We start from the raw sequence: 24,635 nt of genomic DNA on the forward strand, positions 1-24,635 counted from the left end.
TATTAGTCCTCTGCTTCTGGCAGGTCGTAGCGGGACAGGATCGCGTTGACTTCAGCGATTGCCGCCTTAGGACCTTCTGAATGCTGCCAGATGATATCGCGCACTGCAACGAACTCAGCGTTGGTCGCTGCGCAATCTTCTACGGACTGCATGGAGCTGCCGGATAGAGCAACACATGGGGTTTCGAAGACCTCTGCCCACCAAGTGCTGTAATCAATGGTTTTGCGGCTTGCTTCTGCCTTAGGCTTAAGGTCGAGCAGACCGAACATGATGTAATCCACGCCCATGGAAGCGACAGTCATTGCTTCGTGGCGGGATTTAACACCGGAGTGGCCGATGATCTTGTCGCCTTGGAAGCTGTCCATTACTTCTTCCAGAACCGCGTCGCTGCCGGTGACATGAACACCATCCGCGCCAGAACGGCCTGCAATCTGCGTGTTGTTTTCGATCAGAACCGCCACATCATGCTTGTGTGCCAGCGGCACGAGCGATTTTGCGATCTTTTGTAGTTCCGGCTCTGTCACTTCAGGAACGGAAATCAGGAGGGATGCAACATCGCCGCCAGACAGAGCGTCTTCGAGCTGTGCCTCGAAAGTTTCCAGCTCAAGGCTGGAAGGGGTGATGAGAAAAAGACGCGGGTGCACTGGTTATCTCCACATTCCGTCGTTTGTTTCAAGGATCGTCGGGCCAATTGGGCTACGGCCCGTTTGTCCTAATCCTAGTGTGCTTACTAGTTCAAGCCAATAAAGGCAAAAAGAGGGGCCGTCGGCCCCTCTTTTCAAAATATCAACGTATGTTGATAAACTTGGATTAAGCTTCCAGAGCAACAACGCCTGGCAGTTCTTTGCCTTCGAGCCACTCAAGGAACGCGCCACCAGCGGTGGAAACGTAAGAGAAGTCGTCAGCTGCGCCAGCGTGGTTGAGAGCTGCAACGGTGTCACCACCGCCTGCTACGGTCTTCAGTTCGCCAGCTTTGGTTTTTTCAGCAGCGTACTGAGCAGCCGCAACGGTTGCTTTGTCGAATGGAGCGATTTCGAATGCGCCGAATGGGCCGTTCCATACGAGGGTCTTAGCAGCGTCGATCTTCTGCTTAACAACTTCGATGGATGCTGGGCCAACGTCGAGCATCATTGCGTCCGCAGGAATTGCGTCCAGAGCAACGGTTTCGTTCTTAGCGTTTGCTGCAAATTCCCATGCAACAACTGCGTCTGCAGGCAGAACGATTTCACAGCCAGCTTTTTCAGCAGCTGCCATGATGCGCAGTGCAGTTTCCTTAAGGTCGTGTTCGCACAGCGACTTACCTACGTTCACGCCTTTAGCTGCGAGGAAGGTGTTTGCCATGCCGCCGCCGATAACCAGAATGTCTACTTTAGACACGAGGTTTTCGAGCAGGTCGATCTTGGAGGAAACCTTAGCGCCGCCAACAACTGCCAGAACCGGACGTACTGGAGTACCCAGTGCAGAACCCAGAGCTTCCAGCTCAGCCTGCATAGTGCGGCCAGCGTAGGAAGGCAGAAGCTTTGCGATACCTTCGGTAGAACCATGTGCGCGGTGTGCTGCGGAGAACGCATCGTTTACATAGATGTCGCCGTTTGCAGCAAGAGCAGCTGCGAACTCAGGATCGTTCTTTTCTTCGCCTTTGTAGAAGCGGGTGTTTTCCAGAAGAAGAACGTCGCCGTCAGCCATTGCATCAACAGCAGCTTTTGCAACATCGCCAATGCAGTCGTTTGCGAAAGCAACTGGTTTGCCGAGCAGTTCAGCAACAGCTGGAGCAACAGGAGCAAGGCTCATCTCTGCTACAACTTCGCCCTTCGGACGGCCGAAGTGAGCCAGAAGGATAACCTTACCGCCAGCTTCGGAGATTTCCTTGATGGTTGGCAGAACGCGCTCGATGCGGGTTGCATCGGTCACTTTGCCGTCTTTCATAGGAACGTTGAGGTCAACACGAACGAGAACGCGCTTACCGGACAGGTCGGCATCGCTGAGTGTTTTGAAAGACATAGGTTGTCTCCAGACTCGAAATAATGTGGTGGTAGAAGCCTAGGGCGGATTGCCCGCCATGTAACAGGCACCTTTGCGCTTTTTTGCCTGACCGCCAAAAATGCAGGCCAGATCTTGTTCATTGGCAAGGCGCCAAACAAGCGTAAAAAGGGCCACTTGAAACAAGTGGCCCCCTTTAAAATTAGATGAGCTTTGCCATCGCTACAGCAGTGTCTGCCATGCGGTTGGAGAAGCCCCACTCGTTGTCGTACCAAGAAAGGATGCGAACCATTTTGCCTTCCATGACCTTGGTCTGGTCCATGTGGAAGATGGAAGAGTGGCTGTCGTGGTTGAAGTCGGAAGAAACGTTTGCAACTTCGGTGTAGCCCAGAACGCCCTTCATTTCGCCATCAGCAGCAGCTTTGATTGCTGCGTTGATTTCTTCAACGGAGGTGTCACGCTTAGCGATGAAAGTCAGGTCTACTACGGAAACGTTCGGGGTAGGAACGCGGATTGCAACGCCGTCCAGCTTGCCTGCCAGTTCAGGAAGAACCAGACCAACAGCTTTAGCAGCACCGGTAGAAGTTGGGATCATGGACAGAGCTGCAGCGCGTGCGCGGTACATGTCGCTGTGCATGGTGTCGAGGGTAGGCTGATCACCAGTGTAGGAGTGAATGGTGGTCATGAAGCCTTTTTCGATGCCAACAGTCTTTTCCAGAACTGCCGCTACAGGAGACAGACAGTTGGTGGTGCAAGATGCGTTGGAAACAACGAGGTCTTCAGCAGTAAGGGTGTCGTGGTTTACACCGTATACGATGGTTTTGTCTGCGCCAGCAGCTGGAGCGGAAACCAGAACGCGCTTTGCGCCTGCTTCAAGGTGCATCGCAGCTTTTTCGCGTGCAGTGAAGATGCCGGTGCATTCCATTGCAACGTCGATACCCATTTCACCCCAAGGCAGTTCCTTAGGATCACGGATAGCGGTTACCTTGATTGGGCCACGACCTACGTCGATGGTGTCGCCGTCTACTTTAACTTCAGCTGGGAAGCGGCCGTGTACGGAGTCGAAGCGCAGCAGGTGTGCGTTCATTTCTACTGGGCCGAGGTCGTTGATGGCTACGACTTCGATGTCGGTGCGGCCAGATTCGATGATTGCGCGGAGTACGTTACGTCCGATGCGGCCAAAGCCGTTAATGGCTACTTTAACTGCCATTTTAACCTCTTTCATTTCAGCGCCTTTGCGACGCGATTTTATTAGGTCTTTGCTGGCAACGTTGCCAGCCGTCCTGCGGTGTGGTGGAGTGCCCGACCTTGGGAACCGGGCACCCAATGATTGCCTAGGCGTCTTCTTGGTCGCCTAGACGGGTTTCGGCTTCCTGTACCACTGCTGCTGCAGTGATACCGAAATGCTCGTAAAGCTCTTTGTAAGGTCCAGAGGCGCCAAAACCGGTCATGCCGATAAAGCACCCCTGAGCGCCGATGAAGCGGTCCCATCCCTGACGGATGCCTGCTTCAATCGCAATTTTTACAGGACTATCACCAATGATAGACTGCTTGTATGCGTCACTTTGCTGCTCAAACAGCTCGAAGCTAGGGACGGAAACCACACGGGCCTCGATACCTTTCGCCTGAAGCTGGGTTTGCGCATCAACGGCGATCTCGACTTCAGAACCTGTCGCAAAGATAGTCACAGCTGCATCGCCCTGACAATCCGAGATTACATAGGCACCCTTGCGACAACGGTTTTCTTCTTCGTAGCTCTTGCGCAAAGATGGCAGGTTCTGTCGGGTCAGCGCAAGAATACTCGGTGTTGAGCCGGACTCAAGTGCAATCTGCCAGCATTCGAGGGTCTCTGTGATATCTGCCGGACGGAAGAAGAAGAGATCTGGAATTGCGCGCAGCGCCGCGAAGTGTTCGACAGGCTGGTGGGTCGGGCCATCTTCGCCAAGGCCAATGGAGTCGTGGGTCATTACGTGAATGACGCGCTGCTTCATCAGAGCTGCAAGGCGAAGGGATGGGCGGCAGTAGTCGGAGAAAATTAGGAAGCCGCCGGAGTAAGGGATCAGGCCGCCATGTAGCGCCATGCCGTTCATCGCCGCTGCCATGCCATGCTCACGGATACCCCAATGAACATAACGACCGGAGAAGTCGGTCGGCGTGATCGGCGCGGTCTGAGCGGTCTTGGTGTTGTTGGAACCGGTAAGGTCGGCAGAGCCGCCAATGGTTTCCGGAATAACAGCATTCACCACACCCAGTACAGCTTCGGAAGCTTTACGGGTTGCCATGGTAGGCTGTGTTTCCGCCAGTTCTTTTTTGTAGTTCTGGACTGCTTCTTCAAAGCCAGCAGGCAGGTCGCCACGGTTACGGCGCTCGAACTCTGCGCGAAGGGTTGCATCAGCGTCTTTCAGGCGCTGTTCCCATTCCTGACGGGCTTTAGTTGAGCGAAGGCCAGCAATGCGCCATGCATCGAGCGCGTCGCTTGGTACTTCAAATGGCTCGTATTCCCAGCCAAGTGCTTCGCGCGTTGCAGCAATTTCTTCTGCGCCGAGTGGAGAGCCATGTACCTTGTTGGTACCAGCTTTCTTCGGAGAGCCGAAGCCGATGGTGGTTTTTGCTGCGATCAGGGTTGGCTTATCGCTTGCCTGCGCTGCTTCAATTGCGTTTGCAATAGCTTCTGGATCGTGACCATCGATGGAGATGGTGTTCCAGCCGGATGCTTCAAAGCGCATGATCTGGTTGGTGCTGTCTGCCAGAGAAACGGCACCGTCGATGGTGATGTTGTTGTCATCCCAGAAAACGATAAGCTTGTTCAGCTTCAAGTGTCCTGCAAGGGAAATCGCTTCTTGGGAGATGCCTTCCATAAGGCAGCCGTCGCCAGCCAGTACGTAGGTGTAGTGGCCAACCAGCTCAGCGCCGAAACGGTCTGCCTGAAGGCGTTCGGCCATTGCCATACCTACAGCGTTTGCAAGGCCCTGACCGAGTGGTCCGGTGGTCGTTTCAATGCCTGCGCCATGCCCGTATTCTGGGTGGCCGCAAGTGCGATGACCAAGCTGGCGGAAATTCTTGATTTCTTCAAGCGGGAAATCTTCATAACCCAACAGGTGAAGTACAGAGTATAGAAGCATAGAACCATGGCCCGCAGACAGCACGAAGCGGTCACGGTCAGGCCAGTTTGGAACTTGTGGGTCGAACTTCAGATATTTAGAGAAAAGAACGGTCGCAATATCAGCTGCACCCATAGGCAGACCAGGGTGACCCGAATTTGCCTTTTCTACTGCGTCTATCGAGAGGAAACGGATTGCGTTGGCCATCCGATTATGTTTTCCCAGATCGGTCATTTTCTTCCCGTTGCTTGCTCCGGCTGGGCTACCGTGAACCTTATCAATACTCATAGTACCGGCTGTGGACCTGTCGTCTTTGCCCCAGACTTGGAAGTCAGGATTCCACCGCTGAAGTTATATGATGGGGAGACATAGCAGGTCGAACAAATGTGTCAATCAAACACGCGTATGTGGAGCCCTAGAAAGTGTTCATTTGCCTAATATGTGTTCATTTTTGTGAGTTTGTTTCGCACATCGTCGATTTACCTCAAAACCTTGTCATAAAAACGATCAGTGACTCTTACGTGTGTATCCCTAGGTAAAACTTGAGTGATTTGCTTTCGTGCTAAACGACTCGAAAAAAGAATGGCTCAATTTTGCTGCATAGATATGCTGAGATATGGTGTGCATAAAGTAGGATGCGTATGTCTCCTCCATGGAACTTGCTCTAACGGTTGTCATAGAGGATTGATTAACCAACCTTCGGAACAGACTTTTTGATGGGCAATTTGTTTGTCTGGAAGGAAACAATAAAGAAAACGGGACTTCTACAGGGGGCCAGCAATTGGAAACTGAGCAGAAGCTAGATGATGCTCTTGGTCGGCTGTCAGCGGCAATTGGCAAGCTGGAAGGCGTTGCTCACCAACGCATGAATGCCGACAAATCAATGGGGGTTCTCGAAAAGGACCTTCAGCGCCTTGGTGAAGACAGATCTCAGTTGGCAGCGACGCTTGACGATGCGGAAGCACGCGCAGAAAAGCTCGAGACCGTAAATAAGGAAGTGTCCAAGCGTTTGGTAGCCGCAATGGAAACCATTCGCACTGTTTTGGACAAACAAGGTAGCTAACGACATGGCGCAGATTACAGTAACAATCAACGGCCGCAGCTTTCGCATGGCCTGCGATGACGGCGAAGAAGAGCGGTTGCTCGGTCTTGCGCAGCGCTTTGACGATAGCATCAATATTTTACGCGGCAACTTCGGTGAAATTGGTGACCTGCGGCTAACCGTGATGGCCGGCATTATGGCAATGGATCAGAAGTTGGAGATGGAGCGCAGACTTGAGCGTTTGCAGTCTGAGCGTGATCAGGAAGCAGTGGCGCAACAAGAGGCTGTGTCATCTTTGCAGAGCCGTTTGAACTCATTTGATGCCGAGAAGGCCGAGTACGAACAGCGAATTGCTGAGAAGCTGAGCGAAGCTGCAGAAAAAATTGAGTCACTGGCAGATGGACTTGCCGGTGGATTGCGCGACGACGACTAATTTCCCAAGCGAAAGTGCTGGAAATTTGGTGTTGCGCACTCTATATGGGTGATCGCGTTGCTGCGCGGTTCGTTAGGAGACACTTATCCCCGGGGCCTTACGCATTCCTTCGGGAGCTGTTCCTGCTTTCGCTCGTGGGCTTAGGCATACGGCACCCACCTACATTGTAGGTTCTCCGGGATTGCATTCCTCCGACGGCCGAGGTGGCGCGCCCTTTTTTACTTTTCCCGATTGGGACCAAATTGCGAGTTACGCCCTTCGCTGTCATAGGCAGACCCTTAAGGGTGTGGAGGGGCGGGACGTGAGCGACAGCACCACTTCTAGGCTTTTAAAAGAAGAGAAAAAGCAGATCCGGCGTGAAGCGCTGGGGAAGCGTTCGTCTTTACCGGAAGTTCAGCGGATTGAGTATGCGTTGAACCTTGCGGAGTTTGCCGAGGATTTGGGTGATGTGCGTGGCAAGATCGTTTCCGGCTTCTGGCCTATTCGGGACGAGATAGATCCCCGCCCGCTTATGGCGCGTTTGAAAGAGCTGGGTGCTGCGCTTTGCCTGCCGGTTGTTATTGGCGACGAGCTTGAGTTCAGAAGCCTTGGTGATGGAAGCAATCTGGAGCCTTCGGGTTTTGGAACCTATGCGCCGGGAGCTTCTGCTTCTGTGGTGCTGCCGGATGTGCTTCTTGTGCCCCTTGCTGCTTTTGATGAGCGCGGGCACCGCATTGGTTATGGGCGCGGGTTTTACGATAGGGCACTGACAAAACTAGCCGAATGTAAGGCTGTTCAGGCTTTCGGACTTGCTTTTTCATGCCAGCAGGTAAAAGAGGTGCCAGCAGAGCCGCATGATCGGTTGCTGGATGGGGTCCTGACTGAAAACGGGCCTTTGAGAATTATTAGGAAGTGAAGGGAAACCTGAATGCGGTTGCTGTTTCTGGGCGATTTGGTTGGTCGGTCCGGGCGAAACGCTGTTATTGATCAATTGCCATCCCTGGTGGAAGAGAACCAGATCGACTTCGTCGTTGTGAACGGTGAAAACGCTGCCGCTGGTTTTGGAATTACCGAAGAAATCCTGCAGGATTTGCTGGATGCGGGCGCAGATGTTGTGACCACTGGTAACCATGCTTGGGACCAGCGTGACACGCTTGTTTACATCGAGCGCCAGCCTCAGTTGCTGAGACCTGCAAACTACCCACCGGGCTCTCCGGGCCGTGGTGCTAACCTTTATCGCGCTCGCAACGGCGCGAACGTGGTTGTCGCAAACCTCATGGGCCGCATCTACATGGATGCGATGGATGATCCATTCCATGCGGCTGAAAAGCTGCTTGAAGAGTTCCCACTTGGTCATGTGGCCGATGCGATCATCATTGATATGCACGCTGAGGCGACGAGTGAGAAGCAGGCAATGGGTCACTTCTGTGATGGTCGTGCTTCGCTTGTTGTTGGAACACATACGCATGCACCGACAGCGGATCACCAGATCCTCGTCGGCGGCACTGGTTATATGAGTGATGCTGGTATGTGCGGCGACTATGATTCTGTGCTTGGCATGGAAAAAGAAGAGCCGGTACAACGCTTCTTGCGCAAGATTCCGTCTGGCCGTTTTACGCCAGCTCTGGGTGAGGCGACGATTTGCGGCGTGGCCGTTGATACCGACGATCGCACCGGCTTAGCCGTTGATATTTCGCCAGTTCGCATTGGCGGGCGGCTCTCTCAAGTGCTGCCGCCATTCTGGCCAGCGGGCAAAAACTAAAGCATTTTGGAGGCAGAGCGAGGGCAATTCGCTTCTGCCTCTTTATTTTAGGTCGCCGAGTAATTATAAGCGGCGATCATACCAATGGCGGATCGGGTAGGCGGACGCTGCGCGGAGGCGTGAAACAAGACGTGTTTCACCACCCTTGTCGGTGCACCTGCTGTATCTAAATCCGCAAGCGTCAACGAGTTAAAGCCGGGAAGACCTATGGCCGGACATTCAAAATTTAAAAACATCATGCACCGCAAGGGTCGTCAGGACGCTGTGCGTTCCAAGATGTTCTCCAAGCTGTCTAAAGAAATTACCGTAGCTGCTAAAATGGGCGATCCGGATCCGGATAAAAACCCTCGTCTACGTCTGGCTGTCCAGAACGCTAAGGGTCAGTCCATGCCGAAAGACAACATCGCTCGCGCGATTGCTAAGTCTCAGGCAGGCGATGCTGCGAACTATGACGAAATCCGTTACGAAGGCTACGGCCCGGGCGGCACCGCGATTATCGTTGAAGTGCTGACCGACAACAAAAACCGTTCTGCTGCAAACGTTCGCTCTTACTTCACCAAGTACGGCGGCTCCTTGGGCGAAACCGGTTCTGTTTCCTTCATGTTCGACCGCGTTGGCGAGATCGTTTACAAGCCTGAAGCTGGTGAAGCTGAAGCTATTTTGGAAGCTGGTATCGAAGCTGGTGCAGAAGACGTTGTGTCCGATGAAGAAGGTCACACTGTAATCTGCGCATTCGAAGACGTTTCTGAAGTTTCCAAAGCTCTGGAAGATGCACTGGGCGAAGCTGAGTCCGTCAAAATCATCTGGAAGCCACAGAACCTTGTTCCTGTCGATGAAGACAAGGCTGGTACTCTGGTTAAGCTTATGGATGTGTTTGACGAAGATGACGACGTACAGAACGTCTACTCCAACTTCGACATCTCCGAAGAAATCATGGCGAAGCTGGGCTAAGTCCCGCTTTTTCAGAACTTACAAAAAAGGCGCGTCACTTGAGTGGGACGCGCCTTTTTTTATTCTGCTGCTGCAATCAGGTGGCTAAGTGGCAGCGTGCCGTTCGCCTTGCGTGTGCGGATGGCAAAGTTGGAGCGCACATCCTCAACGCCTTTGAGTGTCATCAGGAAATCGGAGAGGAAGGTATCGTAGGATTCCAGTGATGGAACGACAACCTCTGCAAGGATATCTGACTGGCCGGATACAAGGTGAACGGACACGATCTCTTCGCGCACTGTTAGTTCGTCAAGGATCGCCATGATCTGGGCGCGGCTTTCCTTTGCAACGCGCAGTTCAACGAACACTGTCATTCCAAGGCCAACCGTTTTACGGTCCAAAGTTGCCTGATACCCGCTGATCACTCCGGTGTCTTCTAGGTGTTTAACGCGGCGAAGGCACGGAGAGGGCGATAGCGCAACTTTATTTGCCAATTCCACGTTGGTGAGGCGACCATCTTCCTGAAGGTTTTTCAGAATTTCCAAGTCAATCTTGTCTAGAGAGGCTTTTGGCATGTCTGGTCAATAAGTCCACTATCTGTATAATTTTATTGCTCATGATTACAGCATGGTGGCAATTGATGCAAGAAACTGCCAAGTGTTTTGGGGTGAAATTGGCATAAAGTGCCTCTTTTCCTGTTATTTGCATGGGGACGGGAAAGGTGGGGGTGTCGCGGAGCAAAACTTCAAAAAGTTGCAAGTGAACTTTTGCGTTATGTCTTGGTATTCTTGCAATTATCTGGTGCTGCTGGCTCAAGCATGGTTGAGCAGCCGTTTGGCTGCTTGTGATGCAAAAAGCGGGTGAAATCTCCGCGAATTAGCGGAAATACAACCTGAGGGGACGAGTTCCAGTGGCGTCAATCGAGAACTTTTGTTACCGGTTTGTTCTATGATGCATCCGATTCGAATACTGGGTATTGACCCGGGGCTGCGCTTTACGGGCTGGGGGCTTATCGAAGCTACTGGTAACCGACTGCGCTTTGTAGCCAGTGGCACTATTACGTCAAACGCCAAGCTAGCATTGGCCCATCGCCTTAAACAGCTACATGACGGTTTGCACGAGGTGGTAGAGCGTCACGAGCCACAAGAGGCTGCGGTTGAAAATACATTCGTGAACAAGGATGCAGGCGCGACGTTGAAGCTTGGGCAGGCGCGCGGTATCGCGCTGCTGGTGCCATCGCTCCATAATCTGGAGATAGCCGAGTACGCGCCCAATCTGGTTAAAAAAACGGTAGTCGGGACCGGTCATGCCGACAAAGAACAGATACGAATGATGGTCAAGGTGCTAATGCCGACGGCGACCTTTAACTCTGACGATGCTGCCGATGCGCTGGCGATTGCCATTTGCCACGCCCAGCATCGCGGTGGGGCGCAAAACAGGCTTGCTGCTGCGGAGGCGCGTTATAAATGATTGGAAAGCTCAAAGGCGTCGTTGATAGTTACGGCGATGATTATGTGCTGCTAGACGTGCAAGGCGTTTGCTATCAAGTCCATTGCCCTTCGCGCATCTTGCAACAGTTGCCGCGTGTTGGTGAGGCTGGTGTACTTGCTATTGAGACCATCGTGCGTGAAGACATGATCCGCCTTTACGGTTTCAATGATGATGCAGAGCGCGAGTGGTTCCGTATGCTTATGACTGTGCAGGGCGTGGGCGCGAAAGTAGCGCTTGGTATCCTTGGCATCATGAAAGCCAGCGAAGTCGCTAACGCCATTGCTCTTGGTGACAAAACCGCGATCACCCGTGCTCCCGGTGTTGGTAAGCGTGTGGCAGAGCGCATTGTTGCCGAGTTGAAAAACAAGGCACCTGCCTTTGCTTCCGTCGACGAAGGCACCATCACTGTTGCCTCCAGCGTTCAGGAAAATGTTGCCAGCCGTCCGGTGGCTGACGCAGTTTCCGCGCTCACCAACCTCGGTTATGCTCCGGCGCAGGCCAGTGGTGCTGTTGCCGCTGCTTTGAAAGCGGCTGGTGAAGATGCAACCGCAGAGAAGCTGATCCGCCTCGGACTTAAGGAACTTGCAGTATGATCGACGGTGAACAGCGCATTGTGACGCCGGAAATCCGCGGCGATGAAATTGATAGCGGCATGCGCCCGCAGACGCTTGATGACTTCACCGGCCAGAAGCTGGCGCGTCAGAACCTGCGGATCTTCATTGAGGCCGCCAAAAAGCGTAACGAAGCGCTGGACCACGTGCTCTTTGTCGGTCCTCCGGGTTTGGGTAAGACCACACTTGCGCAGATTATGGCGCGTGAGCTTGGTGTAAACTTCCGCGCCACTTCCGGTCCAGTGATTGCAAAGGCCGGTGATCTGGCTGCGCTTTTGACCAATCTGGAAGATCGCGATGTTCTGTTTATTGACGAGATCCACCGCCTCAACCCAGCAGTTGAGGAAGTGTTGTATCCGGCAATGGAAGATTATCAGCTCGATCTGATTATCGGTGAGGGGCCTGCGGCTCGTTCCGTAAAGATCGACCTTGCGAAGTTCACCCTTGTTGCTGCGACCACCCGTCTTGGACTTCTGACAACGCCGTTGCGTGACCGGTTCGGCATTCCTGTTCGCTTAGAATTCTATACTCCGGAAGAGCTTGAGCTGATCGTTAAGCGCGGCGCTCGCCTTTTGGGTATCGGCATGAGCGATGAGGGCGCACGGGAAATCGCCAAGCGCTCTCGTGGTACGCCGCGTATTGCGGGTCGTTTGCTGCGTCGTGTTCGCGACTTTGCGATTGTAGCCGGTATGCAGGAAATCGATGCGCCGCTGGCGGATCGCGCATTGGTTCAGTTGGAAGTGGATAGCGCTGGCTTTGACAGCCTTGACCGTCGTTACCTTAATCAGATCGCCCGCAACTTCGGCGGTGGACCGGTTGGTATTGAAACCATTGCGGCAGCGCTTTCCGAACCACGGGACGCGATTGAGGATATCGTTGAGCCGTATCTTATCCAGAATGGCTATCTGCAACGCACCCCGCGTGGCCGAATCCTGACCCCGCAAGCCTTCTCACATTTGGGCCTTTCTGTGCCTACCAACCCAAATGCGCCACAAATGACCCTTTTTGCAGAAGGGGACGAATAGCAGATGGACGAGAACCCACATAAAGCCACAGGTAGCTGGCCAGACCTTGCGGGCCGGCTGGAAGAGGGTGTGCATAAGCTAGGCGTGCGGGTCTACTACGAAGATACCGATTTTACCGGCGTTGTTTATCACGCTGCATATCTGAAGTTCATCGAGCGCGGCCGCTCTGACTTCCTACGCCTGTGCGGTATCCATCATCATGAGTTGGGTGACGGTGTTCACGGCGATCCACTGGCATTTGCTGTTCGGCACATGGACATCGATTTCCTCAAACCGGCGCGAATCGATGATGTTCTGGAAGTGGTTACACGTCTGGAAAGTTATAAGGGTGCCCGCTTTGTTTTGGTGCAAAGCGTAATGCGTAACGAAAACGTGTTGTTTACCGCCAAAGTCACCGTGGCGGTGATTTCCCCTGATGGACGGCCGCGGCGCTTGCCTGCGGCATTGGCGGAACGCCTCGCATATCCAGTGTGAAACACTGAAAAGCCCCTCGTAGAAATGCTCAATCTCTAAGTGGGGCTGTTCGCCTCAGCCTTCCCTTAATAGTTCAGTAACCTTAACAGGGTCTTCTCCGTTTTTGTATTCCGATGCGGTCAGTCGAAGTTTTGCCAAAATCGGAAGGCAGGAAGACGCTTTAGTTTTCCGGGAATGGCCGAAGCGTGGATCGGGCAATTGATTGTCTGCGCTCGGCGTCAAGCATAGAAATTCGGGGCAAGAGGTTACCTACCCTATGGCGCAAACTGAAGCTGTGTCTCAAGTCACGTTGGCTGGACCTGAGAGTCTATCCTATTTCTCCATGTTCATGGACGCGGATGTCGTCGTCAAACTGGTAATGATCGGTCTGATCCTCGCTTCTGTATGGAGCTGGGCAATTATCATCGACAAGGTAACGTTGTTTGCTCGCACCAAACGCCAGATGGACCGTTTTGAAAACGTGTTCTGGTCTGGTCAGTCCCTTGAAGAGCTGTACAAGAGCCTTTCCTCACGCGCAAACAACGGCATGGCCGCACTGTTTATTGCTGCGATGAAAGAGTGGAAGCGATCCCACGAAGGGGATCGTCCGGCAATTGCCAGCCTACAGCAGCGCATCGACCGTGTAATGGACCTGACTATCGCTCGTGAAACCGAACGTCTTGAAAAACGTTTGATGTTCCTTGCGACCGTTGGTTCTGCTGCGCCGTTTATCGGTCTGTTCGGTACCGTTTGGGGTATCATGAACTCCTTTGCATCCATTGCAGCTTCCAAAAACACCAGCCTTGCAGTTGTTGCTCCGGGTATTGCGGAAGCGCTGTTTGCAACAGGTCTTGGCCTTGTTGCCGCTATTCCGGCAGTTATCGCTTACAACAAGCTGACCTCTGATTCCGGCAAGCTCACTGCTCGCATGGAAGGTTTTGCTGACGAATTCTCCGCGATCCTTTCCAGACGCATCGACGAGCGGGTCTAAGCGCATGGGTATGAGCACAGCATCTGCACCAAACGGTGGAGGGCGTCGTCGTAGAGGCGGGCGCCGTTCGCATTCTCCGATGAGCGAGATCAACGTTACGCCGTTTGTGGACGTGATGTTGGTTCTCTTGATCATTTTCATGGTGTCTGCGCCGCTTTTGACCGTTGGCGTGCCTATCGATTTGCCTGAAACCCGTGCAAAGCCGATGGAAGGCGAAACCGAGCCGATAGCGATCTCCATCAAGTCAGATGGTGCGGTTTATATCCAGGATACGGAAATTCCGATTGAAGAGCTGATTGCCAAACTCGAAGCGATTGCACGCAATGGCTACGACGAGCGCATCTACGTGCGCGGTGATCAGGATGCTGACTACGGCATCATTATGAAGGTTATGGGGCGCATCAATGCTGCGGGCTATAAGCGCATTGGTTTGGTAACGACCGAGGAACAGGGGTAGGCATTCGGGCATGCGTAATGCACTCATTGCATCGGCTGTTGCCCACGTGGGCATTTTAACGGCGGGTCTTATCGGCTTGTCGAGCGTGCAGGATTTGTCTGCACCGCCGGTGGATTCCCTGCCTGTAGATCTCGTTCCGGTATCTGAACTGACGACCCTTCAGCTTGGCAGCAAAAAGGAAAAGGAAATTCGTGAGGCTGCTGTAGAGCCTACGAAGACCCCTCCGCAAGCCAAGCCAAAGACGGAAGAAGCGCCGGGCGACACCAAGATTGATGCACCAAAACCAACACCGGGTGAGAAGACTGCAAGCGTTGCTCCTGCCGCGAGCGAGCCGCAGCCTGCACCGGAACCACCTCAGCCTGAACCAGAGCCGGAAGTAGCTCCTAAGGAAGAGGCGCCAAAGGCGCAGGCCGAACTTGGGCCAGACGTGAAGAAGGACGAAAGCCCATTGCTCAACGTGGCAACACGTCCTCGCACCAAGCCGAAGCCTCCGGTTCGCCAGCCTGAGCCGCAGAAAGAGCAGCCGAAGTTTGATCCGAACAACATTGCAGCACTGCTGAACAAGACGCAGCCAGCGGCAAGCGGTTCTCAGGCTTCTACACAGCAGGCGTCTCTAGGTTCCGCTCAGGGTCGTACCAATGTGCGTATGACGCAGTCTGAGCTGAATGCCTTGCGCTCGCAGATTGCTCGTTGTTGGAACCCGCCGGTTGGCGCAGTTGGTGCTGAAGCTCTGATTGTACGTCTGCAGTTCTCTATGAGCCGTACTGGCGAAGTTGAGGGGAACCCTGTGGTTCTCAATTCCAACAATAATCCGGCCTTTAATGCAGCGGTTCAAAGTGCAACACGCGCGATCTTCCGCTGTGGACCTTATTCGCTGCCAGCGAACAAGTATGAAGCTTGGCAGACTGTTATTTTGAATTTCGATCCCCGCGAAATGCTGGGATACTGAGAGACTTGGAAAAGGAGCGTAGGTCGATGTCTTTGGGCGTGACGACTGGCTATCCAAATAACCGCTACGGACGGGCACTGGTGCAGAGCATGATCAAGCTTTGCACGGCAATGCTTATTGGTGCGGCTCTCGTTCGTCCTGCTGCTGCGATTGTCGAAATCGACATTACAGAGGGGCAGGTGGAACCAATGCCGATTGCCTTGCCTGCTTTCAGCGGCAATGGCACCGACGATCAACTTGCCAAGGACATTAGCGATGTAGTGACCGCAGACTTGCGTCGCTCCGGCTTGTTCAATGCTATTGATCCTGCAGCGTTTATCCAGCAGGGCATGAATGTACATACAACGCCGCGCTTTGGTGACTGGCGAACCATTGGTGCGCAAGCACTGGTAACCGGCTCTATTACCAAGCAGCCTGATGGGCGCTTGAAGGCGGAGTTCCGCCTTTGGGACGTTTATGCAGGTCAGCAGCTTATTGGTCAGCAATTCTTTACAGCGCCTGAAAACTGGCGCCGTCTCGCTCACATCATTTCCGATAGTGTATACGAGCGTCTGACCGGTGAAAAAGGCTACTTCGACACACGTATCGTTTTCATTGACGAGAGCGGTCCAAAGGAAGCACGCCGTAAGCGCCTTGCTATCATGGATCAGGATGGAGCGAACATTCGCTATCTGACCCGTGGTACTGATCTGGTTCTGACGCCGCGCTTTTCTCCGGTGAACCAAGAAGTCACCTACATGTCCTACATGGGTGAGACACCGCAGGTTTACCTGTTCAATATCGAAACGGGCCAGCGCGAAATTCTTGGCGATTTTCCGGGTATGACGTTCGCCCCGCGCTTCTCGCCAGACGGCCAGCAGGTCATCATGAGCCTGCAGCAGGGTAGTAACGCCAACATTTTCGTAATGGATTTGCGCAGCCGCCGCACAACGCGTCTGACCAATACCGCTGCGATTGATACCAGTCCTTCCTACTCTCCAGATGGTCGCCGGATCGTTTTCGAGAGTGACCGTGGTGGCGCGCAGCAGCTTTACACGATGAATGCAGATGGCAGCAACCCGCAGCGTATCAGCTTTGGTCCGGGCCGCTATTCAACGCCTGTATGGTCTCCACGCGGCGATTTGATTGCCTTCACCAAGCTGCATCAGGGCCGCTTCATGATTGGCGTTATGCGTCCAGATGGTAAGGGCGAGCGCATTCTGACAGAAGGATACCACAACGAAGGGCCTGCATGGTCGCCGAACGGCCGTGTTCTGACGTTCTTCCGTGATACGCCGGGCGCGCAGGGTGGCCCGCAGGTATGGACCGTGGACCTTACAGGTTATAACGAGCAGTTGGTCTCTACACCAAATTTTGCCTCAGACCCTGCTTGGTCACCGCTGCTCAATTAACAGTTACTGCGTAAGATTCTGGCTCCCTGCTTTTGCGGTTGCCGGGATCATACGAATTCATTAATCATCATTACTAGGTGCATGTTAACTATAGATTGTGTTCATGCACGACGTCCCGCAGGGAATTTGGGGATCAGGAGTACCTTTATGACGAAATCGCTCGTTGCGCGTGCATCGCGTATTGCCGCTGTAATTGCTGTTTGCGCTATCGCAGCAGCGTGTTCTCAAACCCGGCCAGATCTTGCTGGTGGCGCAGGTTCTGTATCGCCAGGTACAACGCAGGACTTCGTGGTCAATGTGGGCGATCGTATCTACTTCCTTAACGATCAGAGCTCTCTAACCCCAGCTGCGCGCGCTACACTCGACAAGCAGGCTCAGTGGCTTCAGGCATACCCGCGCTACACCATCACCATTGAAGGTCATGCTGATGAGCGCGGCACCCGCCAGTACAACATTGCGCTTGGCGCACGCCGTGCGGCTGCAGCCTATGATTACCTTATTGCTAAGGGCGTGAACCCGAGCCGCATCAAGACCCTTTCCTACGGTAAAGAGCGTCCAATTGCGGTTTGTGACGCCGAATCATGCTGGAGCCAGAACCGCAGAGCGGTCACCGTTGTGAACGGTGCTGGCAGCTAATCCATAGCTATTTGGGTATTAAGAGGCTCTTCCAACCGGAAGAGCCTTTTTCTTTGGCGAAACCTCGGGGAAATGGCGGCAATTCTTAGCATGGCCAAACTTTCGCCCGCTTCCCAATGCCTGTACACTGACCAATAGTTAATTTTTGGCGGCGATGAGCCGTTCAGGAGTGAAGTTTATGACCAGACATTCGTTTGCTGCCCGTTTGCTGGGTGTTGTGGCTTTGAGCGCGCTCATGGTGGGCTCGGCCAATGCGCAGCTATTTGGCGGCAATAAAGACGATACTGCGCGCAACTCCGCGCGTCTTGGCCAGCTGGAAGATCAAATCCGTATGCTGACCGGACAAGTGGAAGAGATGAGCTTTCAGGTTCGCAATCTGGAAGAAGCGCTGCGCCGTGCGCAGGAAGACAATGAATACCGCCTTCAGCAGCTTGAGGGTACAGGTGGCGGTGCTCCACGGCCAGCAGCACAGGCAGCTCCTGCTGTAGCGCCGCAGACCACCCTTGCAGCTCCAGCTACAAATCAGGCGGCAGTTCCAACTGGTTCTACCCTGCGACAGGAGCAGGTGCGCAACGTGCAGAACACTCCAGCTCAGCCAAGCGGTGGACCTTTGGACCTTTCCGCGCTTGCTAACCAGCAGGCGGTAGTGGCAGCCCCTGCCGCGCAAGGCCAGCAGGGCGGCGGTATTCTGGTTGCTCCGGGTGATGTCAGCGGCTTCAACGGTAACATTCAGGCTTCTTTGACCGGCGATCCAAACGCTGACTACAACATGATCTACGAGGTTCTGGAGAGCGGAAACTTCGGTGCTGCGGAAGAAGGCTTTGATACCTTCATGGGCATGTATCCAGATCATGAGCTTTCTGGCGATGCACAGTTCTGGTACGGCGAAAGCCTGTTTGAGCAGAACAAGCACCGTGAGGCTGCTGCTGCATTCTTGAAGGCCTATAACAATTATCCGCAGAACTCACTCGCTGCCGATAGCCTCTTTAAGCTTGCAATGTCTTTGAAGGGCTTGGGCGAAACGGATGCAGCCTGCGCGACCTTCTCCGAGCTGAAAAACAAGTTCCCTACTGCGTCGCCAGACCTTTTGCAGGAAGCTCAGCTTGAGCAGCAACGTTCCAAATGTAACTAAGGGTCCAAAAGCAGCTCTGCCTTTGAGCGAAAGCGAGAGGCTGCAGCTGCTTGAGCCATTAGATCGCTATGAAAAGCTCGCTGTGGGCGTTTCGGGAGGTGCAGATTCACTGTGCCTCCTTTTCATGTTGCGGGCATGGCAGCAGCAGGACCCTGTGAGGCGCCATGTTCTTGCGCTAACGGTTGATCATGGCTTGCGCCCAGAGGCTGCTTTAGAAGCCGAGGGCGTAGCGGCTTATTGCCTAGACTGGGGCATACAGCACGAAACACTGAAATGGGAAGGCGACAAGCCCAAGGCCAATCTTTCAGCAATTGCACGAGAGGCACGTTTTGAGCTGCTTCTTGAGACCGCGCAAACGCATGGCTGCGAGGCATTGGTGCTTGCCCATCACCTTGATGATCAGGCCGAGACTTTTTTGACCCGTCTTGCCCGTGGCAGCGGGGTTTACGGCCTCGGTGGTATTCGGCCTGTTCGCGATGATACGATTTTGGCGGTTGTTCGCCCTTTACTCGATGTGCCGAGTGAACGTCTTCGGGCGACGCTTGTGTCTGAGGGTGTTCGTTGGTTTGAAGACCCCAGCAATGCGGATGATAGCTATACCCGCGTTCAGTTCCGCAAGGCATCCGAAGACCTTGCAGCTTTGGGCCTTACTCCGCAGCGCCTAGCTGATACTGCTGAAAACCTGAGGAGAGCAGGGGATGCTCTCGATTCTTGGGTGACCAAGCTTTTTGGTGAGTTTGGCGAGGTTCATCCGAGTGGAGTTGTTCGGTTCAAGCGCGATGGCCTAGAGGATGTTCCCGATGAAATTCGACTGCGCCTGCTAGCGCGTATTCTGAGATTTGTAAGCGGAGCGGACTACACGCCGCGACTTTCGTCGCTAGAGTCGCTTGTTTTGGAGATCATGACCAAGGACGGCTGGAGGGGGGCAACAATCTCTGGCGTACAGATCAAAATTTCCAAAGGCGAGCTTTATTTCGTTAGGGAAGAGGGGCGTGCCGGTATCGGTCCAATCCAAGTTGCTGCGGGAGACGTAGCCATTTGGGATGGACGGCTAAGAATCTCGGCAGTTCATGCCGAAGTCGGCTGCTCGGTACAGTGTCTTGGCAATGGAGGTTTCGCCCGCTGGGGGCTGGAAAATCCAGAAAAATGGCCAAAATCGACGTTTGTAACCGCGCCGCTTATTGTTTTTCCTAGTGGTGTACCTTACATGCTCGGAACAACAGGTCAAAATGCCGCTATGCAGAACGGCCGCGAGTGGACCATCCACGACGTTTCGTTCAGCTGGCTGCGAAAAACAATATAACCGGGGTCGCGCTGCGCCACACCATTCGTGTCTATGACACGCAATCAGCTAGAACTCGGTCAAACGTCGAACATTGGGTCGCCAGGCCCAAAGCGACGAAATAATATGGCGCCTTAGGGTTTTTTGGGGACGACGCCGAGCCTTAAGGAAAATTGAGTGAAGCTGTGTCATGCTGGTGTCTAACTTGGCAAAACTGGCGATAGTGCCTATGTTAGCCGGAACAAATGACACAAAACGCGAAGACCGCCGCTTTCATGCGGTAAAGGGATCGAAATGAACGCAAATTTCCGGAACTTCGCCCTATGGGTGATCATCGGCCTTCTGCTGATAGCGCTGTTCCAGCTGTTTCAGAATCCAACCTCGAGATCGGCAACCAATGAGATTCCGTTCTCGCAGTTCCTGAATCAGGCTGAGCAGGGTGATGTACGCGAGGTCACAATCCAGCAACAGGAAATTGCCGGCAAGTACTCTTCGGGTGGGTCTTTCCAGACTTACGCGCCTGAGAATGCCGAATATGTCGAGTTGCTACGCTCTAAAGGCGTCTTGATTAACGCTAAGGCGCCATCCGAGAACTTCTCGTTGATCGGTGCGTTAATCTCGTGGTTCCCGATGCTCCTCATTCTGGGTATCTGGATTTTCGTTATGCGCCAGATGCAGGGTTCTGGCGGTAAGGCAATGGGCTTTGGTAAGTCCAAGGCCAAGCTGCTGAACGAAACGCACGGCAAGGTAACGTTTGAAGACGTTGCTGGCATCGACGAAGCCAAAGAAGACCTCCAGGAAATCGTTGAGTTCCTCCGTGATCCGCAGAAGTTCCAGCGTCTTGGTGGTCGTATTCCACGCGGCGTGCTTCTCGTGGGTCCTCCAGGTACCGGTAAAACCTTGACCGCACGCGCTGTGGCAGGTGAAGCAAACGTTCCGTTCTTCACGATCTCTGGTTCTGACTTCGTTGAAATGTTCGTTGGTGTGGGTGCGTCTCGCGTCCGTGACATGTTCGAACAGGCGAAGAAGAATTCTCCTTGCATCATCTTCATCGACGAGATCGACGCGGTGGGTCGCCACCGTGGTGCAGGCCTTGGCGGTGGTAACGATGAGCGTGAGCAGACCCTCAACCAGTTGCTCGTTGAGATGGATGGCTTTGAAGCGAACGAAGGTGTGATCATCATCGCGGCTACCAACCGTCCTGACGTTCTTGATCCTGCGCTTCTGCGTCCGGGTCGCTTCGACCGTCAGATCGTTGTGCCGAATCCAGATGTAACCGGTCGTGAGAAGATCCTCAAAGTTCACATGCGCAAAGTGCCTTTGGCTCCAGACGTCGATGTGAAGACCCTTGCTCGCGGTACTCCAGGCTTCTCTGGTGCTGACTTGATGAACCTTGTGAACGAAGCTGCGCTTCTTGCTGCACGCCGGTCCAAGCGTCTGGTCACCATGAACGAGTTTGAAGACGCAAAAGACAAGGTCATGATGGGTGCGGAACGCCGTACACTCGTGATGACCGAGGAAGAGAAGAAACTGACTGCTTATCATGAAGCTGGTCACGCTCTTGTCGCTATCCATATGCCTGCGTCTGACCCTGTTCATAAGGCAACCATCATTCCGCGCGGTCGTGCGCTGGGTATGGTGATGCGTCTGCCAGAAAAAGATCAGGTATCCCTGACCCGTGCTAAGTGTAAGGCTGACCTTGCCGTTGCGATGGGTGGCCGCGTGGCGGAAGAGATGATCTTCGGCTACGAGAAAGTAACCTCTGGTGCATCTGGCGATATCCAGATGGCAACCAAGCTGGCCCGTGCAATGGCAACCCAGTTCGGTATGTCCGATAAGCTTGGCCCTCTTCTTTACGGTGAAAACCAAGAGGAAGTGTTCCTTGGTCATTCTGTAGCCAAGAGCCAGAACGTTTCCGATGAAACCCAGAAACTGGTTGATGCGGAAGTGAAGAGCTTCGTTAATCAGGGTTATGAGACTGCTCAGAAGGTTCTCAAAGACCACGAAGATCAGCTGCATACCGTAGCGCAGGGTCTTCTTGAGTATGAAACTCTCTCTGGTGAGGAAATCCGCAAGCTGCTTGAAGGTGAAGCGCCAGTGCGTGACACTGGTGATGACATCCCACCAAGCCGGGGCTCTGGCATTCCGACTGCTGGCGTCAAACGCGGCGGTGAAGCAAGCGGCGGTATGGAACCTCAGCCGCAGGGCTAAAATTACTCTGAATGAATACTGTAAACGCCCGGCCAAGTTGGTCGGGCGTTTGCTTTTTTGCCCTAGGCCGTCGTAAAAGGGCGAAACAATAAGTGATTAGTGTTGAGCTTCCCCAATATCGTAGCGGGATATAAATAATTTTGGGACAAGATTAGGGAAGACAGGACGTATAGCCTTAAAAGCCGAGGGTTCGAAACGAGCCCGAACATGTGCTTGGTTATGGTCACACGGTCTGAAGAAAAAGAATTTTACGAAACGGGGTGCGTCCATGGCGCGGACATATTTTGGAACCGATGGCATCCGGGGAACGGCGAACAAGTGGCCGATGACACCGGAACTCGCCTTGAAAGTGGGTATGGCAGCTGGCGTTGTTTTTCGCCGCGGTAAATACCGACACAGGGTGGTAATTGGTAAGGATACCCGACTTTCCGGCTATATGCTTGAGAACGCACTGGTTGCCGGTTTTACCGCAGTCGGTATGGATGTAATCGTTCTGGGCCCTATGCCAACACCTGCTGTTGCGATGCTGACGCGCTCCTTGCGTGCCGACCTTGGCGTTATGATCTCCGCATCTCACAATCCTTTTGAGGACAATGGTATCAAGTTCTTCGGCCCAGATGGCTTCAAGCTTTCTGATGAAACCGAACTTGAGATCGAAGGGCTGATCGATAGCGATCTAACCGCCAAGCTTTCTGACCCAGCCGAACTTGGCCGCGCCAAGCGTATCGACGGCGTTCGTGATCGTTATATGGAATTTGCAAAGCGTACGCTGCCGCGTGATCTGTCTCTTGAGGGGCTTCGCGTCGCCATCGACTGCGCTAATGGTGCAGCTTACAAAGTGGCTCCTGAGGTCTTGTGGGAGCTTGGTGCAGAGGTGTTTCCGATTGGCGTGGAGCCAAACGGCTTTAACATCAACAAAGACTGTGGTTCGACCGCGCCTGAGGCTTTGAGCCGTAAGGTGCACGAGGTTCGCGCTGATGTTGGTATTGCTCTTGATGGTGATGCTGACCGGGTGATCATCGTTGATGAACGCGGCGCTGTGGTTGATGGCGATCAGCTTATGGCTGTTATTGCTCGCTCATGGCAGGAAGAGGGGCTTCTATCTGCTCCAGGTATTGTTGCGACTGTTATGTCCAATCTTGGTCTGGAACGCTACCTGAATGGTATTGGCCTTGAGTTGGCTCGTACGAAGGTTGGCGACCGCTATGTGGTAGAGCATATGCGCGAGCATGGCTTTAACCTCGGCGGTGAACAATCCGGTCATATCGTGCTCTCCGACTTTGCTACCACGGGTGACGGCCTTGTTGCAGCTCTGCAGTTGCTGGCTTGCGTCAAGAAAATGAATAAGCCGGTTTCTGAAGTTTGTCGCCGGTTTGAGCCTGTACCGCAAATTCTCAAGAATGTTCGCTTTGCCGGTGGTGCGCCATTGGAGAACGATGCAGTTAAAGCGGTGATCGAAAAGGGCGAGAAGGCACTTGAAGGTTCTGGCCGCCTTGTTATTCGCAAATCGGGAACAGAGCCGCTTATCCGTGTGATGGGTGAAGCTGATAACCGCGATCTGCTCAACGAGGTCGTGGAAAGCATTGTAGATGCCGTAAGAAAAGCTACCTAACCAAGCGATAGTAGTTAATGATAAGTAAAGGCGCCATCATGGGCGCCTTTTTTCTTTATAATGTGCTAACTCTGCTATGCGGCGTTAACTATTCCTCAAGGTTAAATTTATTCGTTAAAAAATAGAGTTAATACTAATGTAATCTTTATTGTGCAAAAAGTACCTCATACATTTGATTGGTCAAAAATGCTGATTTGACCGGTATTATGGGGCGTAGCCATGAATAGACTTATTAGTATTGTGTTGAAGTCCTCTGCGGCTGTACTTTTGCCTTCTGCTGTCTTGGCGGCAGACCTTCCAGAGCCGGTCATTGAGCATTATCCGGCGCCTGTTGAATTTGAACAGAAAACCGGTGGCTGGTATCTGCGTGGCGATATTGGTTACAAGGTTTACAAGTCTCCGTCTGCAAGTTGGCTTCACATCGACTTCAACAACGAAGAGCTTGAGCCAACGGGTATCGTTGGGGTTGGTGTCGGTTACCGTTTTAGCGACCATCTCAGAACCGACGTTACCCTCGATTATGAATGGAAGTCTGACTTCTCTGGGGATGCTCCGTGTCAAACGCAGTGTGGTACTCCTGGTGTATACCCTACCAGTCTTGAGTATGCCGAAATGGATGTCTGGACAGTTCTATGGAACGTCTATGCAGAGCTAGGCAACTATAACGGCTTCACTCCTTATGTTGGCGCTGGCGTTGGTGCATCGTATGTCCGGATGGACAAGATCGAAGCGGTGAATGGAAACGGCGCGCGTGTTCAGTACGAGGGTGATGGTCACTGGAACTTCTCGTGGGCACTCATGGCAGGAATGGGCTATGAGATTACTCCGAATTGGACCATCGACACGAACTACCGCTATCTCAATATCGGCATGGGTAAATCTGTTGCCACTAACAATGGCGGCGCGACTTCCGGCGAGATTAAATACGAGGACTTGCAGGCGCATGAAGTGCGCGTCGGTTTGCGCTACACCTTCGGAAATGAATCCTACGGTTATCAGGAGCCTTTGGTTACGAAGTACTGATCATCGCTTCGTACGATTCGTCCTGTTTACTGGGGTTGCGTTTGCAACCCCATTTTTTATGCGCACGCTGAATCGATTTAGGTGATGAAGCTGAGGGCAAGATCGGGCGATAAAATTACTTTTCCCAAATTTGTAGGAGGAAAATAG

General features: G+C 53.3%; 24 protein-coding genes and 1 other RNA gene. 20 read left to right on the top strand and 5 right to left on the bottom strand.

The genetic code is table 11. The annotated features are described in order from the left end of the window. Positions 1-2: 2 nt before the first annotated feature. The 4 genes from E1162_RS04935 to tkt form a co-directional block, all read right to left on the bottom strand. Positions 3-644: a thiamine phosphate synthase gene (locus tag E1162_RS04935; RefSeq protein WP_371311813.1), complete on the bottom strand. Its 642-nt coding sequence runs from the start codon at positions 642-644 to the stop codon at positions 3-5. A 166-nt stretch (positions 645-810) separates the two neighbouring features. Next, positions 811-2,001, bottom strand: coding sequence for a phosphoglycerate kinase (locus E1162_RS04940; protein ID WP_155127696.1), 1,191 nt, complete (start codon positions 1,999-2,001; stop codon positions 811-813). A gap of 181 nt (positions 2,002-2,182) precedes the next feature. Continuing rightward, positions 2,183-3,190, bottom strand: a complete 1,008-nt coding sequence (gene gap / locus E1162_RS04945) for a type I glyceraldehyde-3-phosphate dehydrogenase (RefSeq protein ID WP_155127699.1) — start codon at positions 3,188-3,190, stop codon at positions 2,183-2,185. A gap of 124 nt (positions 3,191-3,314) precedes the next feature. Beyond that, entirely contained in the window at positions 3,315-5,315 is a 2,001-nt protein-coding gene (gene tkt, locus E1162_RS04950; RefSeq protein ID WP_155127702.1) for a transketolase, read from the bottom strand. Positions 5,316-5,862: 547 nt separating this feature from the next. Here tkt and E1162_RS04955 point away from each other — a divergent pair. The 6 genes from E1162_RS04955 to E1162_RS04980 all read left to right on the top strand — a co-directional run bounded on the left by E1162_RS04955 (position 5,863) and on the right by E1162_RS04980 (position 9,248). Then, positions 5,863-6,144: a DUF4164 domain-containing protein gene (locus E1162_RS04955; RefSeq protein ID WP_155127705.1), complete on the top strand. Its 282-nt coding sequence runs from the start codon at positions 5,863-5,865 to the stop codon at positions 6,142-6,144. A 4-nt stretch (positions 6,145-6,148) separates the two neighbouring features. Next, on the top strand, positions 6,149-6,556 hold the full coding sequence (locus E1162_RS04960; RefSeq protein ID WP_155127708.1) for a cell division protein ZapA: 408 nt from the start codon (positions 6,149-6,151) through the stop codon (positions 6,554-6,556). A 54-nt stretch (positions 6,557-6,610) separates the two neighbouring features. Continuing rightward, positions 6,611-6,769, top strand: a non-coding RNA gene (gene ssrS, locus E1162_RS04965) — 6S RNA. Between the two features lie 88 nt (positions 6,770-6,857). Next, positions 6,858-7,451, top strand: a complete 594-nt coding sequence (locus E1162_RS04970) for a 5-formyltetrahydrofolate cyclo-ligase (RefSeq protein WP_371311814.1) — start codon at positions 6,858-6,860, stop codon at positions 7,449-7,451. 12 nt (positions 7,452-7,463) lie between these two features. Beyond that, positions 7,464-8,297 (top strand): TIGR00282 family metallophosphoesterase, encoded by an 834-nt coding sequence (locus E1162_RS04975; protein ID WP_155127711.1) that lies wholly within the window; start codon positions 7,464-7,466, stop codon positions 8,295-8,297. A 207-nt stretch (positions 8,298-8,504) separates the two neighbouring features. Then, positions 8,505-9,248: a YebC/PmpR family DNA-binding transcriptional regulator gene (locus E1162_RS04980; protein WP_155127714.1), complete on the top strand. Its 744-nt coding sequence runs from the start codon at positions 8,505-8,507 to the stop codon at positions 9,246-9,248. Positions 9,249-9,307: 59 nt separating this feature from the next. Here the strand turns inward: E1162_RS04980 and E1162_RS04985 are convergent, their stop codons facing one another. After that, entirely contained in the window at positions 9,308-9,799 is a 492-nt protein-coding gene (locus tag E1162_RS04985) for an Lrp/AsnC family transcriptional regulator (RefSeq protein ID WP_155127717.1), read from the bottom strand. A gap of 373 nt (positions 9,800-10,172) precedes the next feature. On the opposite strand from E1162_RS04985, the gene ruvC reads away from it, so the two are divergent. The 14 genes from ruvC to E1162_RS05055 all read left to right on the top strand — a co-directional run bounded on the left by ruvC (position 10,173) and on the right by E1162_RS05055 (position 24,488). Then, positions 10,173-10,694 carry a crossover junction endodeoxyribonuclease RuvC gene (gene ruvC / locus E1162_RS04990; protein ID WP_155127720.1) on the top strand — a complete coding sequence of 174 codons (522 nt, stop codon included), beginning with the start codon at positions 10,173-10,175 and terminating at the stop codon, positions 10,692-10,694. Then, positions 10,691-11,308 carry a Holliday junction branch migration protein RuvA gene (gene ruvA / locus E1162_RS04995; protein ID WP_155127723.1) on the top strand — a complete coding sequence of 206 codons (618 nt, stop codon included), beginning with the start codon at positions 10,691-10,693 and terminating at the stop codon, positions 11,306-11,308. Before ruvC ends, ruvA begins: the two co-directional genes overlap by 4 nt. After that, positions 11,305-12,351 carry a Holliday junction branch migration DNA helicase RuvB gene (gene ruvB, locus E1162_RS05000; protein ID WP_155127726.1) on the top strand — a complete coding sequence of 349 codons (1,047 nt, stop codon included), beginning with the start codon at positions 11,305-11,307 and terminating at the stop codon, positions 12,349-12,351. Before ruvA ends, ruvB begins: the two co-directional genes overlap by 4 nt. Before the next feature lie 3 nt (positions 12,352-12,354). Continuing rightward, positions 12,355-12,825: a tol-pal system-associated acyl-CoA thioesterase gene (gene ybgC / locus E1162_RS05005; RefSeq protein ID WP_155127729.1), complete on the top strand. Its 471-nt coding sequence runs from the start codon at positions 12,355-12,357 to the stop codon at positions 12,823-12,825. Between the two features lie 256 nt (positions 12,826-13,081). After that, complete coding sequence (tolQ, locus tag E1162_RS05010) at positions 13,082-13,795, top strand: protein TolQ (protein WP_155127732.1); 714 nt, start codon at positions 13,082-13,084, stop codon at positions 13,793-13,795. A gap of 4 nt (positions 13,796-13,799) precedes the next feature. Further along, a complete protein-coding gene (tolR, locus tag E1162_RS05015) occupies positions 13,800-14,252 on the top strand; it encodes a protein TolR (protein ID WP_155127735.1) in 453 nt (150 codons plus the stop codon). A gap of 10 nt (positions 14,253-14,262) precedes the next feature. Next, positions 14,263-15,201, top strand: a complete 939-nt coding sequence (gene tolA / locus E1162_RS05020; RefSeq protein WP_155127738.1) for a cell envelope integrity protein TolA — start codon at positions 14,263-14,265, stop codon at positions 15,199-15,201. A gap of 89 nt (positions 15,202-15,290) precedes the next feature. Then, a complete protein-coding gene (tolB, locus tag E1162_RS05025) occupies positions 15,291-16,592 on the top strand; it encodes a Tol-Pal system beta propeller repeat protein TolB (RefSeq protein ID WP_155127881.1) in 1,302 nt (433 codons plus the stop codon). A gap of 147 nt (positions 16,593-16,739) precedes the next feature. After that, positions 16,740-17,228 carry a peptidoglycan-associated lipoprotein Pal gene (gene pal, locus E1162_RS05030; protein ID WP_155127741.1) on the top strand — a complete coding sequence of 163 codons (489 nt, stop codon included), beginning with the start codon at positions 16,740-16,742 and terminating at the stop codon, positions 17,226-17,228. Positions 17,229-17,406: 178 nt separating this feature from the next. Continuing rightward, positions 17,407-18,360: a tol-pal system protein YbgF gene (gene ybgF, locus E1162_RS05035; protein WP_155127743.1), complete on the top strand. Its 954-nt coding sequence runs from the start codon at positions 17,407-17,409 to the stop codon at positions 18,358-18,360. After that, the gene (gene tilS / locus E1162_RS05040) at positions 18,332-19,663 is read left to right on the top strand and encodes a tRNA lysidine(34) synthetase TilS (protein ID WP_257098681.1); all 1,332 of its coding nucleotides are present in this window, start codon (positions 18,332-18,334) and stop codon (positions 19,661-19,663) included. Before ybgF ends, tilS begins: the two co-directional genes overlap by 29 nt. A gap of 273 nt (positions 19,664-19,936) precedes the next feature. Continuing rightward, on the top strand, positions 19,937-21,853 hold the full coding sequence (gene ftsH, locus E1162_RS05045; RefSeq protein ID WP_155127749.1) for an ATP-dependent zinc metalloprotease FtsH: 1,917 nt from the start codon (positions 19,937-19,939) through the stop codon (positions 21,851-21,853). Between the two features lie 268 nt (positions 21,854-22,121). Continuing rightward, on the top strand, positions 22,122-23,465 hold the full coding sequence (glmM, locus tag E1162_RS05050; protein ID WP_155127752.1) for a phosphoglucosamine mutase: 1,344 nt from the start codon (positions 22,122-22,124) through the stop codon (positions 23,463-23,465). Between the two features lie 219 nt (positions 23,466-23,684). Next, complete coding sequence (locus E1162_RS05055; RefSeq protein WP_155127755.1) at positions 23,685-24,488, top strand: outer membrane protein; 804 nt, start codon at positions 23,685-23,687, stop codon at positions 24,486-24,488. The last annotated feature ends 147 nt before the right edge of the window (positions 24,489-24,635 follow it).

The sequence above is a fragment of the Pseudovibrio flavus genome, assembly GCF_009711345.1.
Classification (GTDB): Bacteria; Pseudomonadota; Alphaproteobacteria; order Rhizobiales; family Stappiaceae; genus Pseudovibrio; species Pseudovibrio flavus.

Excerpts from the sequence above, each read along its gene's own strand:
- E1162_RS04940 (WP_155127696.1), bottom strand. The coding sequence starts at position 2,001 with ATGTCTTTCAAAACACTCAGCGATGCCGACCTGTCCGGTAAGCGCGTT.
- gap (WP_155127699.1), bottom strand. The coding sequence starts at position 3,190 with ATGGCAGTTAAAGTAGCCATTAACGGCTTTGGCCGCATCGGACGTAAC.
- tkt (WP_155127702.1), bottom strand. The coding sequence starts at position 5,315 with ATGACCGATCTGGGAAAACATAATCGGATGGCCAACGCAATCCGTTTC.
- E1162_RS04960 (WP_155127708.1), top strand. The coding sequence starts at position 6,149 with ATGGCGCAGATTACAGTAACAATCAACGGCCGCAGCTTTCGCATGGCC.
- E1162_RS04975 (WP_155127711.1), top strand. The coding sequence starts at position 7,464 with ATGCGGTTGCTGTTTCTGGGCGATTTGGTTGGTCGGTCCGGGCGAAAC.
- E1162_RS04980 (WP_155127714.1), top strand. The coding sequence starts at position 8,505 with ATGGCCGGACATTCAAAATTTAAAAACATCATGCACCGCAAGGGTCGT.
- E1162_RS04985 (WP_155127717.1), bottom strand. The coding sequence starts at position 9,799 with ATGCCAAAAGCCTCTCTAGACAAGATTGACTTGGAAATTCTGAAAAAC.
- ruvC (WP_155127720.1), top strand. The coding sequence starts at position 10,173 with ATGATGCATCCGATTCGAATACTGGGTATTGACCCGGGGCTGCGCTTT.
- ruvA (WP_155127723.1), top strand. The coding sequence starts at position 10,691 with ATGATTGGAAAGCTCAAAGGCGTCGTTGATAGTTACGGCGATGATTAT.
- ruvB (WP_155127726.1), top strand. The coding sequence starts at position 11,305 with ATGATCGACGGTGAACAGCGCATTGTGACGCCGGAAATCCGCGGCGAT.
- ybgC (WP_155127729.1), top strand. The coding sequence starts at position 12,355 with ATGGACGAGAACCCACATAAAGCCACAGGTAGCTGGCCAGACCTTGCG.
- tolQ (WP_155127732.1), top strand. The coding sequence starts at position 13,082 with ATGGCGCAAACTGAAGCTGTGTCTCAAGTCACGTTGGCTGGACCTGAG.
- tolR (WP_155127735.1), top strand. The coding sequence starts at position 13,800 with ATGGGTATGAGCACAGCATCTGCACCAAACGGTGGAGGGCGTCGTCGT.
- tolA (WP_155127738.1), top strand. The coding sequence starts at position 14,263 with ATGCGTAATGCACTCATTGCATCGGCTGTTGCCCACGTGGGCATTTTA.
- tolB (WP_155127881.1), top strand. The coding sequence starts at position 15,291 with ATGATCAAGCTTTGCACGGCAATGCTTATTGGTGCGGCTCTCGTTCGT.
- pal (WP_155127741.1), top strand. The coding sequence starts at position 16,740 with ATGACGAAATCGCTCGTTGCGCGTGCATCGCGTATTGCCGCTGTAATT.
- ybgF (WP_155127743.1), top strand. The coding sequence starts at position 17,407 with ATGACCAGACATTCGTTTGCTGCCCGTTTGCTGGGTGTTGTGGCTTTG.
- ftsH (WP_155127749.1), top strand. The coding sequence starts at position 19,937 with ATGAACGCAAATTTCCGGAACTTCGCCCTATGGGTGATCATCGGCCTT.
- glmM (WP_155127752.1), top strand. The coding sequence starts at position 22,122 with ATGGCGCGGACATATTTTGGAACCGATGGCATCCGGGGAACGGCGAAC.
- E1162_RS05055 (WP_155127755.1), top strand. The coding sequence starts at position 23,685 with ATGAATAGACTTATTAGTATTGTGTTGAAGTCCTCTGCGGCTGTACTT.